At 43.8% G+C, this 15,741-nt stretch carries 14 protein-coding genes and 1 pseudogene; 9 read left to right on the top strand and 6 right to left on the bottom strand.

The features are described from left to right. Positions 1 to 332 precede the first annotated feature (332 nt). Together MAS10914_RS0115790 and MAS10914_RS0115785 are read left to right on the top strand one after the other, a co-directional pair. Positions 333 to 1,484, top strand: a complete 1,152-nt coding sequence (locus tag MAS10914_RS0115790) for a glycosyltransferase family 4 protein (protein ID WP_017316914.1) — start codon at positions 333 to 335, stop codon at positions 1,482 to 1,484. A gap of 189 nt (positions 1,485 to 1,673) precedes the next feature. Beyond that, positions 1,674 to 1,877: pseudogene (locus MAS10914_RS0115785) on the top strand (Uma2 family endonuclease); the annotation flags it as partial. Positions 1,878 to 1,928: 51 nt separating this feature from the next. Here MAS10914_RS0115785 and MAS10914_RS0115780 read toward each other — a convergent pair. The 5 genes from MAS10914_RS0115780 to MAS10914_RS0115760 form a co-directional block, all read right to left on the bottom strand. Next, complete coding sequence (locus MAS10914_RS0115780) at positions 1,929 to 2,741, bottom strand: hypothetical protein (RefSeq protein WP_017316912.1); 813 nt, start codon at positions 2,739 to 2,741, stop codon at positions 1,929 to 1,931. 33 nt (positions 2,742 to 2,774) lie between these two features. Next, on the bottom strand, positions 2,775 to 3,008 hold the full coding sequence (secG, locus tag MAS10914_RS0115775; protein WP_017316911.1) for a preprotein translocase subunit SecG: 234 nt from the start codon (positions 3,006 to 3,008) through the stop codon (positions 2,775 to 2,777). A gap of 143 nt (positions 3,009 to 3,151) precedes the next feature. Further along, positions 3,152 to 4,750, bottom strand: coding sequence for a 2,3-bisphosphoglycerate-independent phosphoglycerate mutase (gpmI, locus tag MAS10914_RS0115770; protein WP_026082584.1), 1,599 nt, complete (start codon positions 4,748 to 4,750; stop codon positions 3,152 to 3,154). Between the two features lie 305 nt (positions 4,751 to 5,055). Then, the gene (locus MAS10914_RS0115765; RefSeq protein ID WP_017316909.1) at positions 5,056 to 6,750 is read right to left on the bottom strand and encodes an ABC-F family ATP-binding cassette domain-containing protein; all 1,695 of its coding nucleotides are present in this window, start codon (positions 6,748 to 6,750) and stop codon (positions 5,056 to 5,058) included. A gap of 734 nt (positions 6,751 to 7,484) precedes the next feature. After that, entirely contained in the window at positions 7,485 to 7,925 is a 441-nt protein-coding gene (locus MAS10914_RS0115760; protein WP_017316908.1) for a hypothetical protein, read from the bottom strand. Between the two features lie 309 nt (positions 7,926 to 8,234). Here MAS10914_RS0115760 and MAS10914_RS0115755 point away from each other — a divergent pair, with 309 nt between their 5' ends. The 3 genes from MAS10914_RS0115755 to MAS10914_RS0115745 all read left to right on the top strand — a co-directional run bounded on the left by MAS10914_RS0115755 (position 8,235) and on the right by MAS10914_RS0115745 (position 11,402). After that, positions 8,235 to 8,567 carry a hypothetical protein gene (locus tag MAS10914_RS0115755; RefSeq protein WP_017316907.1) on the top strand — a complete coding sequence of 111 codons (333 nt, stop codon included), beginning with the start codon at positions 8,235 to 8,237 and terminating at the stop codon, positions 8,565 to 8,567. A gap of 61 nt (positions 8,568 to 8,628) precedes the next feature. Continuing rightward, positions 8,629 to 10,785 (top strand): pentapeptide repeat-containing protein, encoded by a 2,157-nt coding sequence (locus tag MAS10914_RS0115750; RefSeq protein WP_017316906.1) that lies wholly within the window; start codon positions 8,629 to 8,631, stop codon positions 10,783 to 10,785. Positions 10,786 to 10,910: 125 nt separating this feature from the next. After that, positions 10,911 to 11,402 (top strand): hypothetical protein, encoded by a 492-nt coding sequence (locus MAS10914_RS0115745; protein ID WP_017316905.1) that lies wholly within the window; start codon positions 10,911 to 10,913, stop codon positions 11,400 to 11,402. A 93-nt stretch (positions 11,403 to 11,495) separates the two neighbouring features. On the opposite strand, the gene MAS10914_RS0115740 is transcribed toward MAS10914_RS0115745, so the two are convergent. Beyond that, positions 11,496 to 12,080 carry a beta-class carbonic anhydrase gene (locus tag MAS10914_RS0115740; protein ID WP_017316904.1) on the bottom strand — a complete coding sequence of 195 codons (585 nt, stop codon included), beginning with the start codon at positions 12,078 to 12,080 and terminating at the stop codon, positions 11,496 to 11,498. Between the two features lie 480 nt (positions 12,081 to 12,560). Between MAS10914_RS0115740 and MAS10914_RS32860 the strand changes: the two genes are divergently transcribed. The 4 genes from MAS10914_RS32860 (at position 12,561) to MAS10914_RS0115725 (ending at position 15,667) form a co-directional block, all read left to right on the top strand. Continuing rightward, positions 12,561 to 12,845 carry a hypothetical protein gene (locus MAS10914_RS32860; protein WP_071599834.1) on the top strand — a complete coding sequence of 95 codons (285 nt, stop codon included), beginning with the start codon at positions 12,561 to 12,563 and terminating at the stop codon, positions 12,843 to 12,845. Then, entirely contained in the window at positions 12,812 to 13,336 is a 525-nt protein-coding gene (locus MAS10914_RS36405; RefSeq protein ID WP_332248806.1) for a PhnD/SsuA/transferrin family substrate-binding protein, read from the top strand. The genes MAS10914_RS32860 and MAS10914_RS36405 overlap by 34 nt, the downstream gene beginning before the upstream one ends. Next, positions 13,330 to 13,644 (top strand): PhnD/SsuA/transferrin family substrate-binding protein, encoded by a 315-nt coding sequence (locus MAS10914_RS36400; RefSeq protein WP_017316902.1) that lies wholly within the window; start codon positions 13,330 to 13,332, stop codon positions 13,642 to 13,644. Before MAS10914_RS36405 ends, MAS10914_RS36400 begins: the two co-directional genes overlap by 7 nt. 370 nt (positions 13,645 to 14,014) lie before the next feature. Beyond that, entirely contained in the window at positions 14,015 to 15,667 is a 1,653-nt protein-coding gene (locus MAS10914_RS0115725; protein ID WP_017313974.1) for an IS1182 family transposase, read from the top strand. Positions 15,668 to 15,741 lie beyond the last annotated feature (74 nt).

The raw sequence follows: 15,741 nt of genomic DNA, 5'->3' as shown, positions 1-15,741 counted from the left end.
ACTGAAAGCTTCTGTTTTCATGGTAAACTTAGCCCAATGAGAAATTCTCAGATACTTGCTGGGGATCAATCGTAACTTTAGCTAGACGTTATGTATAGCGTCTAGGTAAGTTGTTAGAAAACTCTATAAATTAACAACTGAGAAATAAAGTAAGTAAAGAAGTAAAGCCAAAAATGCGCTGCCTGGGGAAATGTAAAAAAATTTCCTGACAGCTAACGATTGGTTGTATTTTGTGATAGTTGAAGAGCCAGCAAGTAGAGCGAGACAAAGGACTGATAAAGAAGGACAAAAAGCTAATATAATAATTTCGCTTTCCTGATAGCTAACAAAGAATGCGTATAGCCTGGATTGGAAAAAAATCACCCTTTTGTGGCAATGTCACTTACAGTAGAGAGATTACAAATGCCTTGCTAGACCGGGGACACCTAGTTAGCTTTCTCCACTTCGCCCAAGAAGAATCAGACCTAGATAACTGGCCCAATTGCCCAGAAGTCACGCTACCCTTCATTTACAAGTCCCAGGTTTACACAATTCCTACTTTCAAAGCGACTAAGGTTTTAACTCAGTCGCTGCGACGCATCAAACCTGATATAGTTCATGCTTCTTTGACCCTATCTCCCCTGGACTTTGTTCTGCCAGAAATTTGTGAGCGACTGAATTTGCCTCTGGTTGCCACTTTCCACACACCGTTTGCTGGAAAGGGAGCAAAACTGGTATCGGGAACACAACTTTTGGCTTATCAACTCTACGCACCCTTTTTGGGTAACTACGATCGCGTGATTGTATTTTCCCAAATTCAGCGAGAATTGTTAGCTCGCATGGGTGTGCCAGAACAAAATATTGCTGTCATTCCCAACGGTGTGGACGTTGATAAGTACTCTCCGGGTCCTTCTAGAGTCAAAGAGGAATTTCGAGCCGAGCGCTTGTTTGTTTACCAAGGTCGGATAGCCCCAGAAAAAAATGTTGAAGCCCTTTTGCGTGCTTGGAAACAGGCAGAAATGGGAGCAAATAGCAAATTGCTTATTGTTGGCGATGGTCCCTTGAAGGCTTCTTTGGAACCATTTTACGGTTTGGAGTACAACGTTATCTGGTTGGGATTTGTTGCCGATGAACAACGACGGATCGAAATTTTACGGGGAGCAGATGTATTTATTTTACCATCATTGGTGGAAGGTTTGTCGCTATCTTTATTAGAAGCAATGGCTTGTGGGCTTGCTTGTTTGGCAACAGATGTGGGTGCAGATGGAGAAGTCCTTGAGAAAGGAGCGGGTGTCATTCTTAACACAAAAACAGTCCGTCCACAATTGAGAACCCTGTTGCCACTCTTCCAAGATCATCCCGAACTCACAACTTTGCTAGGGCAGAAAGCCAGAAAGCGGATATTAGAACAATATACTCTTAGCGGCAACATTACTCGACTTGAAGAACTTTATACCAAAGTTTTGGAACAGCGACGACGCATACCGCTAAGTTGGGGAGCGTAGAACAGTCAAAAGTCAAAAGAGGTTTCCTTTTACTTTTGACTTTTTACCTTTCTTCACTTGCTTTTAATTACAGCGGTTTTCAAATAAATGAACCACATATGCACTCATTTAAACCCTGTCCAGACGTTGCAGTGCAACGTCTGGACAATGTGGTCTATTTAGATGCAGATGGCTGTAACCTAATGATCCATCGTTGTGCCTGAATACTGGATTGTGGATTATCTGGGACTAGGAGGTAAGCGCTACATCGGTAATCCCAAACAACCAACTATTTCCATCTACTACTTAATTGAAGGTGAGTATCAAGTGACACAATTTAGAAATGGGGACGAGGTGCGATCGCCTTCCTTCCCCGACTTCCATCTGAGGGCTGAACACATTTTTCAGGCATAGGTGTAAAAACTAGCTTTGAGAAAAGTATGGAGGTTCCCCTACTCGCCTACATTATTTTTCTCTCAAAGACCATCCCAAACTCGTCGGCTGTTCATAAACCCGCTTCAAAGTATTCACATCTCTGGGAGAAATTGGCGGTGGGTTGCGGACTTGGGAAAAGTATAAGGCATCAGTTGGTAGCGAACTATGCCCCCAAATTCCCAGTGCATGACCTAGTTCGTGGCGGGTTGCTGCTAGGAGATACTGACCTGTTTGGCTGGGACTCAACAGAATCGTAAAGCGGTGGGATAAAAGATTATTTTTGCTGACATAGAACTTGTAGGTAGTTTGAGCAGAACGCGCACGGGGTATTTTACTATTAGGAGAAGTTTGCAGTGGTGGGGCTTTTCGCACAACAGTAATATCTGCGTCTTCTAGCTGTTCAACTACCGCCAAAGGTAAATAAATATTCCACTCCTGTACCGCTTGTAAAACGGTATTAACCCATTCTTCCGCCTGCTTGCTGCTTATTGCTTTCGGTGGTTCTACGTAAACCCGAACAGGAAACTGCGACCAAACTAAATAACCAACTTGGATTGGAGTCACTTGAGAAAAATAGTCACCACTGTTGGTGCTATCTTGCCACTGCGTCAGTGTTTGTGGTATGGGATGGGGTTTGAGGGGAGTTGGGGGTGATGAGGGTGATGAGGAAGAGGTAACAAGGATGGCGTTGGATGGGAGGTATGTCAAAATAATAAGCAGCGCTGTGCCAATAGCGAATGCTAATGCGGCAATGAAGCGCTGCCAAAACAGAGTTTTTGTAATCCTAGTCCTAACAATACTATTACGAGTGCTAGGTGTTGGGTATTGGGTTTTTCCCCCCATCTCCCTATCTCCCCATCTCCCTATCTCCCCATCTTATTTGGGGAGCCAACCAGCACTCAAAACCACAGTTAAACCGAGAAAAATGACTGCAAGCGCCCAAGTGACTCGGTTTAATGTGTTTTCTGCACTCTTGGTGCTGCTAAACAACTGGGCTTGTCCGCCAATGGCTCCTACACCATCACCTTTTGGACTGTGTAACAAAACCAAGATAATCATACCAATAGCGGATAATGCCCAAATGACTTCTACAACGTTAGTAATGGTCATGGTAGTTAATGTAATTGATGAGAAGTTTTAAGACAGAAGAATCATAAACTCTTTATTATAAATTATGAATGATGAATTATGAGTTGTGTTAAGTCTGTTTCATAATTCATCATTCATAAATAATCCATCTTGACTTAACTCTTTTACAGTCCCAGTTTTACAGGAGTGCGAGAGAGTTGGACTTCATACTCAGCGCTTTGCAGCAGCGATCGCCCTGTCATTTCCGATGGCTGAGGGAGTTGTAAAATATCCAGAATCGTGGGTGCAAGGTCGGCTAGCTTGCCATCGCTTCGCATAGCGACATCTGTACCATATCCTGGGATTTTTGCTTTTTCGCCTTCTACTAGGATGAGAGGGACTGGGTTGGTCGTATGCGCTGTCCAGGGATTCCCGTCACTATCTAGCAAATGCTCAGCGTTACCGTGGTCGGCGGTAATAAGTGTTGTACCCCCAACTTTAATGATGCTGGTAAGTAGGCGACCCAAACACTGGTCTACAGTCTCAACTGCTTTCACAGTCGCTTCTATGTTACCAGTGTGTCCTACCATGTCTGGGTTAGCATAGTTGATGACAACTAGCGAATATATGCACTTTTCAATAGCTGCGATCGCCACATCTGTCACGGCTTGGGCTGACATTGCTGGCGCACTATCGTAGGTTGCTACCATCGGAGAGTTTACCAGTTCCCTGTCTTCTCCTTCAAAGGGTTCTTCCAAACCCCCATTGAAGAAGTAGGTGACGTGAGCGTATTTTTCTGTTTCTGCGGTGCGAAACTGCTTTAAACCATGCCCAGAAATGACTTCCCCAAGAATGTTATTCAAATTCTGAGGCTCAAAAGCAACCCCAACTGATAATTCTGACTCGTACTGTGTAAAGGTGACAAAAGACAGCGGCGAGATTTGCTGTCTTTCAAAACCGTTAAATTCTGGATTTACAAAAGCTTGGGTAAGTTGTCTGGCGCGGTCTGGGCGGAAGTTGAAGAATATCACTCCATCTTGGGGTTCTATTGCTCCGGGTGCAATTCTTACTGGGACAACGAACTCGTCTGTCACACCCTCTGCATACGATGCTTGCAAGACTTCCACAGCCGCACGCTCATTGCCAGGTCCATCCTGTGTCATCACATCGTAGGCGCGTTTGACCCGATCCCAGCGATGATCGCGATCCATGGCGTAGTAGCGACCGCTAATTGTGACTATACGCCCAACTCCTATACGGTCGATGTATTCTTGAAGAAGTAAAAGTGCTTTCACACCTTCAGTTGGGGTGGTGTCACGCCCATCAGTAATAGCGTGTATGCAAACTTGGGATATTCCCTGAATCTTGGCTAACTCAAGTAGTCCGAATAGATGATTAATGTGCGAATGCACTCCACCCTCGGAAGTTAGCCCAACCAAATGCAGCTTGCCATTTCGACTACACACTTCCTTGCAGATTTTGACAAGTGCTGGATTTGTGAGGATAGAACCATCTGCTACCGCGTCTGAGATGCGTACCAATTCTTGGGGCACAACTCTACCAGCACCTATGTTCAAATGACCAACTTCTGAGTTGCCCATTTGACCTTCTGGTAACCCCACTGCTTTCCCTGATGTTTGGATGAGGGTATGGGGATAAGCCGCCCATAAGCTATCCATCACCGGAGTGTTAGCAACGGCAATAGCGTTTCCATGAGTTTCCTCGCAGTAGCCCCATCCGTCTAAAATGACTAGCACCACGGGAGGAATAGGTGCTTTGGTCATAGTAAAACTGCCCTTTACTTTTTGTAATACCCGAATGATACCATTGCTCACTACAACCGCAAGTGAATTTCTGCTTATTATAGCTGTCGCCAGGTAGTTTAGGACAAAAACTGAACGTAAAAGCCGCACACTGAAAGACTTTTAAGTCTGTTTCCTGCTATAACTTCTTTGTTTAGCAGCTTTGCAGTTTTTTAGACATTTCTTAAACTTTATTCATCTTTAGATACTTTTTGTGATGGCTGGGAATTGTTGGTTGTTAGTTGTCAAAAAACTATTACCTACTAACCACTATCTACCCAGGGCTATCATTTCTTTTTGGTAGATGCTTTAGCAGCTTTTGCTGCTTTCTTTGCCGCTTTTTCGACAGCTATTGCCGCTAATTTTGCTTGTTCCTTTTCCTCTGCTATTTTTGCCAAGTAATAATGGTAGTCACCTAGATAGACGCGAAATTCACCTTCGTGGATTTCCACAATTTTGTTGGCTACCTTGGATATAAAATAACGGTCGTGGGAAACTACAATTACAGTGCCATCATAGTTTTGTATGGCTTCTTCTAACATTTCTTTCGCTGGAATATCTAAGTGATTGGTCGGCTCATCTAGTATCAATAAATTTGCTGGTTGCAGTAGCATTTTTGCCAATGCCAGACGTGCTTTTTCACCACCACTCAATGCTGCAACTGGTTTAAATACAGTGTCGCCAGTGAATAAAAATCTTCCCAAAAGGGTTCGAACTTCTTCATTTTTCCAATCAGGAACTTCATCATGAATAGTTTCCATGACTGTCTTTTTCAAATCCAAAGCTTCCGCTTGATTTTGCTCAAAGTACCCAGGGAGCACATTGTGATCGCCCAATTTAATGAAACCGTCTGTGGGTTTTTCCATCCCCATAATTAGGCGTAACAAAGTCGATTTGCCGGCACCATTGGGAGCAATAAAAGCAATGCGATCGCCTCTTTCAATCAAAAGATTTGCACCTAAAAACAATATTTTCTCATCATACGTGAGAGTCAAATCTTTGATGTCCACGACCTCACGTCCGCTGCGGGGTGCAGGGGGAAAACGGAATTGCAGAGTTTTTAACCCTGAGGTAGGTGCTTCGATGCGCTCGATTTTTTCGAGTTGTTTTTCCCGGCTTTTTGCCTGAGTACTTCGGGTTGCACTGGCGCGGAACCTATCAACAAATGCTTGTTGTTTATCTAGTTCTTTTTGCTGGCGTTCGTAAGCGGCAAATTGTGCTGTTTGATTTTCTGATTTTTGTTGCAGGTATGCTGAGTAGTTGCCAAGGTAAACGCTGGAAACGCCTCGTTCCGTTTCTACAATTTGGGTGCAGAGCCGATCCAGAAACTCACGGTCATGAGAAACTATCACCATAGGGGTATTTAGCCCTTTAAGGTAATTTTCCAGCCACTCAATAGTTTCTAAATCTAAGTGGTTAGTTGGCTCGTCTAGCAGCAATAAGTCAGGTTCTTGTAGGAGAATTTTGCCTAAACCCATTCGCATTTGCCAACCACCACTAAAGGCACTGACTAGGCGATCGCCATCTTCTAGCGCAAACCCCATTTCTGGTAGAATTTTCCCAATTCGTGCATCCAAAATGTAGCCATCCAAGGCTTCAAACTGCCGTTGTAGACGATCCAACTTGTGGATCAGTTTTTCGAGTTCCTCACTCGTGGCGCTTTCCATGTCTCGCTGTACTTGCGCCAAAGACTGCTGCACAGAGTTAGCTTCTTTAAAGACTGTCCAAAATTCTTCGCTAACAGTACGAGTAGGGTCTACCTCAAACTCTTGATTGAGGTATGCTATGTGTAAGCTGGCAGGACGAATGATTTCGCCAGAAGTGGGTTCAATTTCTCCATTGATAATTTTGAGTTGGGTAGACTTTCCAGCACCGTTGACACCAACTAAACCAATGCGATCGCCAGCTTTGACTTCCCAGTTGATATCCTTGAGGACTTCGCCTGTGGGGTAAATTTTACTAATATGTTCAAGTCGCAACATGGGGTATCTCCAAGGTAGGCAATGAATAGAGAAGGCAGAAGTGCTTGTACCGACTCCAATCTTAACAAAATTTAACTAAAAATTCTTGGCAGTCAATATCCACAGGAGGCAGAAAGTGGTTTATTTTGTACTGCTAGCCTGACTTCTTGTACACTCAACCCCAATCTCAACAACAAAAGCACTGTTATAAACTTTTTTTTGCGATCACCTGCTTCTACACCTTGCTGAATCGCTCAACCCAAACATGACCTCTCTCTCCTACCATCTCATGCTGGGAAACTTAATATATCAAAATAAGCTGTTCAGTAAATACGAGTGATTTGGTGACTATCTAAAGAATTCACGGTAAGTAGGTGGACGTAATTAAATCTAAGATAAAACTTTTGTTTGTAGTGAGCGATTTATCACTCTGTATAAGATTTGAAAGGGCTAAAGCCCTAACGCCCGAGTTTTTATTTAATTAAGCCCTTCTACTTAAATAGCCTTATATGACTTGCCTGTGACCAAAAGAGGCACAGTTTCAAATATTGGTAATGTCTCTACCCGCTATAATGATCTATAGTACTTTTTATACATTCATGAATTATTTCTAACCTGTTACATATTTAAGCCCAAATGTTACAAATTCTTGATCTGTTGACTATTGATGATTAAAAATCAGCAGTCAACAGCATACAGAATGTCTTGCCTACTTTTTCCCTCAATCTTATAAGTATTTCACTCTAAACTATTGGTTATTTTTTAGGCGTCTTTTGTTGCGAAATCGATAGAGTATAGGTATACTGTCCTTTGGATAAGTCTCCTACGTATAAAGAGTAGTTTCCTGCCTGCCAATAACCAGAAATTTCTGGTTTGCCTCCAGAGTAACTATCTGCTAATACACAAAAGCGTCCCCCTGGACCATCAATTAATAGAGTGGGTTGTCCACTACTTTCAACTGTTAATCGTAGGTAAGGCAGTGATTCTGTAACTTTTAGAACTTGATTGGCTTTATCTGCTATATTGCCGCAGTTACTTTGGAGTTTTCCCCCAGATGTACCGTTCACAATCAGCGGATCTGGCTGCAAATTAGAATTAATTTGCACAACTTGTGCGTCAGCCAAATTAGCATTGGTGAGAGCTAAACTTATCGCTAATGCTGCGGGAACTACTGGAAATAGCGTACGCATTTTCATAATTATGGTCAGGCCCCGACTTTTTATATAGCAATTATTGAACCACATATTCTAAAGTGAAAAGACGATAACAAACTGTCTTTGTTCCCGACGGCAACGTATAAATTATTATTAGTTAAGATGAATAATTATGTGGTTAAATAAAAAGATGAAATTTTTTAGGCAAAGCCAATATCAAAAGCTTGATTTTTAACTACCAACAGCAGTCTTTAAAACAAAGACATTCGCTAAAATCACTAAGACAACAGCCAAACAAAGGGATTTGGTTGGTTCGTTGTTTGTTAAGTGTTGAAGCTAAGGTAGAAATAGATGAATCCTCAACCAGAAGAAGACTTAAAGCGTCGCCTCGAAAAGCTAGAGGCAATGAATTCCTCGTCTGTGCTCATTCCCCAGTCAGATAAAATAAAAACTTCCTCTCAGTCAAGTCCAAGCTTTTACTCCCGCCTAAGGCGATTTGTGAACTGGTTCAAGAATCTGTCTGGAGTCAGAAAGCTAATAGTTTCTGGCGTAGCTTTGCTGTTAGGCTTTGCCATACTACAAGCAGTACTTAAACTTGTGGCTGCAGCGATCAGTTTGGCACTATTGTCAATCTTAGTGTACCTTGGATACAAATTTTTGGTATCCAATAACTCTCACGCATAAGCAGTAGTTTTTTTGACCGTGCAGAGAGTGGCGTAGAAATAACTTTAAAGGGAATTATCCAATGGCAACCCCAAGTGTGAGGAGAAGTAATCAATCTAGTCGAGCCAAAGAATCGGGAAAATCCAACTCATTGTCCTTAGCGACTAGGCGCATTGCCGCTTGGGCAGCAGAAATGACACTGGTGGTTGCCAGTGGATTGGTGCCCTTTGGGATGGGTGCATATGCCAATTCTAGAAGCGATTTGAATCGAGTGCCACTCAACCCCTTGTTAGTACAGACGGAACGTGCGATCGCCCGCCCCTTAGCTCTACCTGTCAGCTACGGCATCCGTAACGTAGCATGGCCCAGCAATTTCTTATGGACAATAGCCTTGCTAGCACCCCTGACACTTTCGGGCTGGCAATTGTATTTACTGGCTAAAACTGGTAGCACACTGGCGAAACATCAGTTTGGGATTAAAGTTGTCAACGCTCTTGGGAAACCGCCAGGGTTCAAAGCCGTTATCGTGCGAGAGGGAGTCGGTCGTTGGGGTTTGCCAACGGCGATCGCCTATTTTCTGTGGCGCAACAGCTTCTTGTTTCCCAGTTTGGGTGCTTTTACGAGCTTGGCGACTATCATGCTTGTGTTGGAAGCGACAGGTTTCCCTTGGCAGCAAAACCGTCGCGCACTGCACGACCGACTCGCAGGGACTTACAGTATAGATGCCACCAAACCATTTACATCACCATCTCAACATGATGGCAAACGAATTCAGTCTCAGTTGACCGAAACAGACGAAGAAGACGCGATCGCATCAATTGTAATCACCCCAGACCAGCCAAGCCAAGAATCTAAGCTGTGGCGATGGATGCGACAATATCCAAGTCAGACGCTGCTTGGAGTGGCGCTCCTTAGCATGAGTGCAGTATTGGCAATATTAGTAGGGACTCAAGTCTACATTCAAACTCTGCAAAATCAGCAACTCACCGAGCAGCGCAACAGCCAGCAGTTTCTTGCACTTATTGAACAGTTAAATAATTCCAAATTGGCAGCGACAAACGAGGAACGCCAGAAAGCAATATTGGCAATGGGTACTCTCAATGATCCCCAGGCAATCCAATACCTTGTCAACTTGCTTTCTCAGGAAACCAACCCTATCTTAGTTGAAACAATTCAGCAAGCTTTGGTAAGCGTTGGACCTAAAGCTATCCCCAATTTAAAACGCATGAATCAGTTCCTGGTTGGCGAGTTAGAGCCTGGAAGAGGCAGCAGAGCATTACCACGAGAAGTGCTACAAAAGCAGTTGCAAGCTAACCAGCGTACAATTAATAAGATTTTGGCTGTCTACAACGGTCAAAGCAATGACTTGGATCTAACCAATGTCCACCTCGGTCAAAACGGCTCTGAGCCAAACTCCTTCAATTTAGTACTCAATAAAATTGATTTAGGGGGAATTAAGTTCAAATCCGCAAACCTATCCTTTGGCAGCTTCAAGGGGAGTCGCTTCCGGGGAGCAGGCGAAGATGGTCGCTGGGATACCTACGACGATAGGATTGCTGATTTAAGCCAAGCACGGATGACGCAAGCTAATCTCGCTGAAGCGAACCTTAGCCGTGTCTTGATGAGCCGTACTGATTTGAGCCGCGCCACTCTCTACAAAGCTAACTTATCCAATGCACGCCTAACTGGTGCTAACCTCAGTAGCGCTCAGCTAGAAGGAGCCGATTTGCAAGGTGTCGTGTTGGAAAATGCCAGTCTTACAGGAGCCGACTTGAGCAATGCACACTTGAAAGACGCGGATCTGTATGCTGCTCGTCTGGGTCGCGTCATTGCGGTAGGAACCCAATTGTCATTTGCCAACTTAATTAAAACTGATTGGCAAGGAGCAGACCTCACAGGAGCTTATTTGGATCATGCCAACCTCAGTAATGCTAACCTGAGCGCCACTCGTCTTGCTAATGCTATTTTGCGCTCCGCCAACATGGAAAATACCAACTTACGAAATGCCGACCTGAGCCTTGCAGATTTACGGGGGGCAAATCTCACAGGAGCTGATTTTCAGGGCACAATTCTTTCCTCCAGCAAACAAGACCAAACCGAGCAATTTGTGCAAACCCCAGCTATAGGAGCGCAATCTGCTGTCGTGGATGGAGTAGATTTCACTCAAGTTAAAAATTTAGATGCCAAGCAAATCGCTTACATTTGCACTCAAGGAGGTCTTCATCCTCGTTGCCCATAAATAAAGTTGGGGAGTTGGGGGAGACAATTCAAACCTCCTAACTCCTAACTTTTAACTCATGACTGACTAATATTAAGTATAAAATCTACGATAATTAAGTTAGGAGTTGTGTGAGGAGTGGGGCAATGAAGCATCTTCAGTACTTAGTATCCGTTCTTTTGGCTGGTTCAGTTTTAAGTTTTACTCAATCTACCCAACCAGCACAAGCTCAAGTCGCATATGGCAGCTACGTCGGTGTTGGTGCTGGGGTTGGTTTTGCAGATGGTGCCCGAGTTGGAGGGGTTATTGCCGGTCGCTATAAGCTTCTTGAGACGCCTGTTTCTTTGCGCGCTCAGGCTTTCATTGGTTCAAATGTCGCCCTTGTGCCAACAGTTTCCTATGACTACCCCATCAACTGGCAAACCGATGCCTATATAGGAGCTGGACTGGTTTTAGCTGGCGGTGATACACCTTCCCCTGTTGGTAATAAGATTAGCTTTGCCCTGCAACCAGGAATTGATTACGTCGTCCCAAATAGCAATACGGTGATTTTTGGTAACGCTATCATTGCCTTTGATGCTGTCCGTGACGGGGGTACGGCTTTTGCCTTACAAGGTGGGGTTGGTTTGAGATTCTAATTCAAATTATTGAGGATCTAGAGAAACTCAATGAACTTAGGAAAAACCGTAATCCTGAGTTAAACTCCCCAAATCAGGTTGGGTTGTTAAGAATTATAAATAAGCTTGACCAATTGCTTTAGCTTCGGGAACTTCAATCAATTTCCCAGTCTTAACATCATAGAGGTAGCCGTAGATAGAAATTTCACGCGGAACCAACGGGTGCGAACGAATCCGCTTTATGTCTGCACAGACACTTTTTGCCTGGTCGTTGATAGTCAACCAATCGATGAACTCTCCTTCAACCGCTCCCGAACTCAAGTCCACATCATGCCAACCCTTGTCATCTAAAAGGGCGGTTTTGAGACTACTCGCGAGTAAATTCCGCATGACTTCGTTGGTGAAGGTTTCCATTCCACAATCAGTGTGGTGAATCACGAACCACTCCTGTGTCCCAAGTAGTTTGTAAGAGATGACAAGCGAGCGAATAGCATCATCACTGGCACGTCCACCTGCATTACGAATCACATGAGCATCTCCTTCAACCAATCCAGCAAACTTGGCTGGATCAAGTCGAGCATCCATGCAGGTAAGAATAGCAAACCGACGGCGTGGAGGCATAGCGAGTTCGCCTTTGTTACCAAATGTTTCAATGTAAGCGTGGTTTGCAGATAAGACTTCTTCTAAAATTTGACTCATAATTTTGACCAGATTTCGTTATATGCATTGATTTGACACACAAGCCGAAAACTGCGGCATTATTCAATACCGTTCAGTTAATGGTGATTTGTGACAATTTCACGCGTGTAGAGACATTGCACAGCAACGTCTCTACATAAGCAATCGCGCCTACGAACAATCTTATTTGAAACCTATTGGATTTTGTTCATCAAATCTACGGTAAATCGATAGATTTTATAAAAAAAATAAAAATTATTTTTTCATGATTTGGTTAAAAAAGCAAGAAAAAATTCAAAGAGAAATCACCAAAACTCACACTAGCTAGAGCTAGGTGAAGTTTTTAAAATGCATGCCTTTTCCGCTAGCCATGAGCATTAGACCTTGCTTTTTTTAGCCAGCTATGAGATATTGCCTTTAACACAACTAAGTCGATTGATTTACCGTATTTTAGTAGTGAAATAGAGTAGTTTAGGTTGGGTGTTATCAGGAGTAATAAAAATGGCAAGCGCTAATAGAGCGACATCATTGGTTGTCAACATCCACGATTCAAAGCGCGAAACACCTCGCTTGTGGGAGCCTGTGCGACTCGGTAAAGCAATGCTGACGCGGCTTTGGTGGGACACTAAGGCATATGGAACAGTTTTCATTATCGGGCTGCTGACCTTGCTAAGTTTGATGTTCTTACGTATTCATTGGACTTACCGCAAGCTACTGTTAGTTTCCACTCATCAAGGCGTTGGAGGACATAAGTGGCATACCTTCAGCCGCAAGTCACTAGATTAACTCAACTGCGGGGTGTGTCTTACCTGGCTCCTAATTGGTTCAATTTCTACGAAACCATTTTGGCTTATCTAGGTCGTGTTTTGGGAGTTGAAACACAGCTTTACCAAGGTGAATGCAGTCCACTAGAAGACCCCGTACTCTTAAAAGACCAACTGGATTTGGCATTCATTTGTGGATTACCGTTGATTCGCTATTGCCAGGTTGTACCACATCAGTTGCAAGCTTTGGTTGCTCCAGTGATGCAAGCACCACGCTATCAAGACCGTCCCATTTACTTTTCAGACGTGATTGTGAATGCTGCCAGCAATTTGGCAACCTTTGAGGATTTGGCTCTGAAAAAAGTCTGCTACAATGATCCAGGCTCCAACAGCGGCTACAACCTGCTGCGCTATCGGTTAATTCAAGGCGGACATCCCAAAAACTTCTTTAGCAAGGAATACAATCAGGTTCTCACCAGCGCTCAATTCGTTGGGTTGCAGACGGTTTGGTAGATTGTGCAGCAATTGACAGTGTCGTATTAGAGCAGGAACTGCGCGACTTCCCCGAATTATCTCATCATCTGCAAGTAGTGGAAGTGCTAGAACCGTCTCCTATGCCGCCGTTGGTGGTAGCTCAGCATCTTGGGGCATCCCTGATTCAGCAGCTTCTCTTTGCCCTACTTAAGCCAGATGCAGAACTACAAGCCGCAATGCAACAAGTGGCAGTTCAACGTTTTGCAGTGGTGAAGTTGGAAGAGTACAACGTACTTGCTGATATTTACAATATGTGTCTAAATAACGGGTTTGAGGCTTTTGGTTAAACTGCATATCTTGCACTATTCGAAGATGACCGCTCTCACCCATCTAACCTAGAGACGTAGCATGCTACGTCTCTACAGCCGTTCTGGAGACAAACGATATTGGTCTCAAGCCATTGTGCAGTAAACTCTACTTTGCTTTTCACTTCGCAACAGAGCATCTAGATAAACTTGCTCAAACAAAACTCGTTGAGCATGGCTTCCACCAATCTGATACCGTTGGCGAAATATTACTTAACATAAAAACGGAGAGTTTACGGTGTATTACATGATAAAGAGAGCTACACTCCACCATGTAATACACGGTAACAAAAAATGAACTTAGCTGCCTCAATTATCAATAAACTAGAAGAAATACCTTTGGAGGCAGTATATGTGCTTACATCCGGAAAAAATTCCTCCTGTTCCCAATGAAACGGTACGTGTAGCCAAAGCCGCGTTTCCCAAAGGTAATTTATATATGCGATTGCGTGATGAACTTGGGGTATTTTATCAGGATGAAGATTTCGCATCGCTTTATCCACAACGCGGTCAACCTGCACTTGCACCTTGGCGTTTGGCAATGGTACTGGTGATGCAATATTTAGAAAATCTTTCAGACAGGCAAGCAGCCCAAGCAGTGCAAGGACGGATTGATTGGAAATATGCTTTGTCGTTGGAGTTAACAGATCCAGGTTTTGACTTTAGTATTTTAAGCGAATTCCGTGATCGATTGATCTCAGGTGGTATTGAGCAGCAAATACTAGACAAGATGCTGTTGAGATTTCAGGAACTCAAACTGCTGTCAGCAAGAGGAAAACAGCGCACTGACTCAACTCATATACTAGCGGTGGTCAGAGAGTTAACAAGACTGGAACATCTGGGAGAAACCCTGCGGTATACTTTAAATGCTGTGGCAGAAATAGCACCCACCTGGCTGAAGTCATTGGCTCCCCCCGAATGGTATGACCGCTATAGCAAACGCTTTGAAGATTCCCGACTACCCAGAACGGCTCCAGAACGAGAAGCTTTGGCTGTGACAATTGGGGCTGATGGCTTTGATTTACTTGATGCTATCTATTCTCAAACAGCACCCGTTGAATTGCGACAACTGCCAGCCGTAGAAGTTTTGCGTCAGGTCTGGTTACAGCAATACTATGCACCAACAGAGAAAATTCAGTTACGCAATGAAAAAGATGGCCCGCCTTCGGCACTACGAATTCGCTCACCCTACGACTTAGAAGCGCGTAATAGTACTAAGCGCACTACCAACTGGACAGGGTACAAAGTGCATCTAACAGAAAGTTGTGATGAAAATTTACCTCATATCATTACTCATGTAGAATCTACTCCTGCTACAAGTCAAGACCAAACGGTTGTTCCCTCAATTCATCAAGCTCTGGAGCAGAAAGACCTTTTACCTCAACAGCATTTGGTTGATCAAGGGTATACTTCTTCCCAATTGCTTTCTAGCTCACAGCGAGACTATAACATTGATTTGTTCGGGCCAGTAGCCCTCAACGTTGGATGGCAAGCAAAAGCAGGTCTTGGATTTGATTTATCTCATTTTAAAATAGATTGGGAGCATAAAGCCGTATATTGTCCTCAAGGTAAGCGTAGTTACCTTTGGAAAAAGAATAAAGACGTTTATGGAAAACCCGTAATTTACGTCGAGTTTCGGCAGCGTGATTGTTTAGCGTGTCCGGTTCGGTCTCAATGCACTCGTGCAAAAACAAACCCTCGTGGGTTAACCATACAGGTGCAATCCGATTACGAAGCTCTTCAAAAAGCCAGGGAACGACAAAAAACTGAACAGTTTCAAAAACAGTATGGGCTGCGCTCAGGTATTGAAGGAACTATCTCTCAAGGAATCCGAGCATTTGAAATGCGCGACTGCCGTTATATTGGGCTAGCTAAAACTCACTTACAGCATATCCTGACGGCAGCCGCTATCAATCTAGGTCGAGTTTTCGCTTGGTTGGAGGAGATACCACGGGCTAAAACTCGCTCCTCACACTTTGCGCTTCTGGCAGAACCAAACATTTAAATCCTACGAAATAATCTGTTGCTTTTTCCGTGTATTACTCGGTGAGAGACCTGGTTTTCAGGTTAAACTAAGAC

Source organism: Mastigocladopsis repens PCC 10914 (assembly GCF_000315565.1).
In the GTDB taxonomy this organism is placed as follows: domain Bacteria; phylum Cyanobacteriota; class Cyanobacteriia; order Cyanobacteriales; family Nostocaceae; genus Mastigocladopsis; species Mastigocladopsis repens.
The sequence above is the reverse complement of the archived record's forward strand: the minus strand, read 5'-3'. Positions and strand labels throughout refer to the sequence as shown.

Bases quoted from the DNA above. Each gene is read 5' to 3' on its own strand.
- MAS10914_RS0115790 (WP_017316914.1), top strand. From the start codon at position 333: ATGCGTATAGCCTGGATTGGAAAAAAATCACCCTTTTGTGGCAATGTC.
- MAS10914_RS0115780 (WP_017316912.1), bottom strand. From the start codon at position 2,741: ATGGGGGGAAAAACCCAATACCCAACACCTAGCACTCGTAATAGTATT.
- secG (WP_017316911.1), bottom strand. From the start codon at position 3,008: ATGACCATTACTAACGTTGTAGAAGTCATTTGGGCATTATCCGCTATT.
- gpmI (WP_026082584.1), bottom strand. From the start codon at position 4,750: ATGACCAAAGCACCTATTCCTCCCGTGGTGCTAGTCATTTTAGACGGA.
- MAS10914_RS0115765 (WP_017316909.1), bottom strand. From the start codon at position 6,750: ATGTTGCGACTTGAACATATTAGTAAAATTTACCCCACAGGCGAAGTC.
- MAS10914_RS0115760 (WP_017316908.1), bottom strand. From the start codon at position 7,925: ATGAAAATGCGTACGCTATTTCCAGTAGTTCCCGCAGCATTAGCGATA.
- MAS10914_RS0115755 (WP_017316907.1), top strand. From the start codon at position 8,235: ATGAATCCTCAACCAGAAGAAGACTTAAAGCGTCGCCTCGAAAAGCTA.
- MAS10914_RS0115750 (WP_017316906.1), top strand. From the start codon at position 8,629: ATGGCAACCCCAAGTGTGAGGAGAAGTAATCAATCTAGTCGAGCCAAA.
- MAS10914_RS0115745 (WP_017316905.1), top strand. From the start codon at position 10,911: ATGAAGCATCTTCAGTACTTAGTATCCGTTCTTTTGGCTGGTTCAGTT.
- MAS10914_RS0115740 (WP_017316904.1), bottom strand. From the start codon at position 12,080: ATGAGTCAAATTTTAGAAGAAGTCTTATCTGCAAACCACGCTTACATT.
- MAS10914_RS32860 (WP_071599834.1), top strand. From the start codon at position 12,561: ATGGCAAGCGCTAATAGAGCGACATCATTGGTTGTCAACATCCACGAT.
- MAS10914_RS0115725 (WP_017313974.1), top strand. From the start codon at position 14,015: ATGTGCTTACATCCGGAAAAAATTCCTCCTGTTCCCAATGAAACGGTA.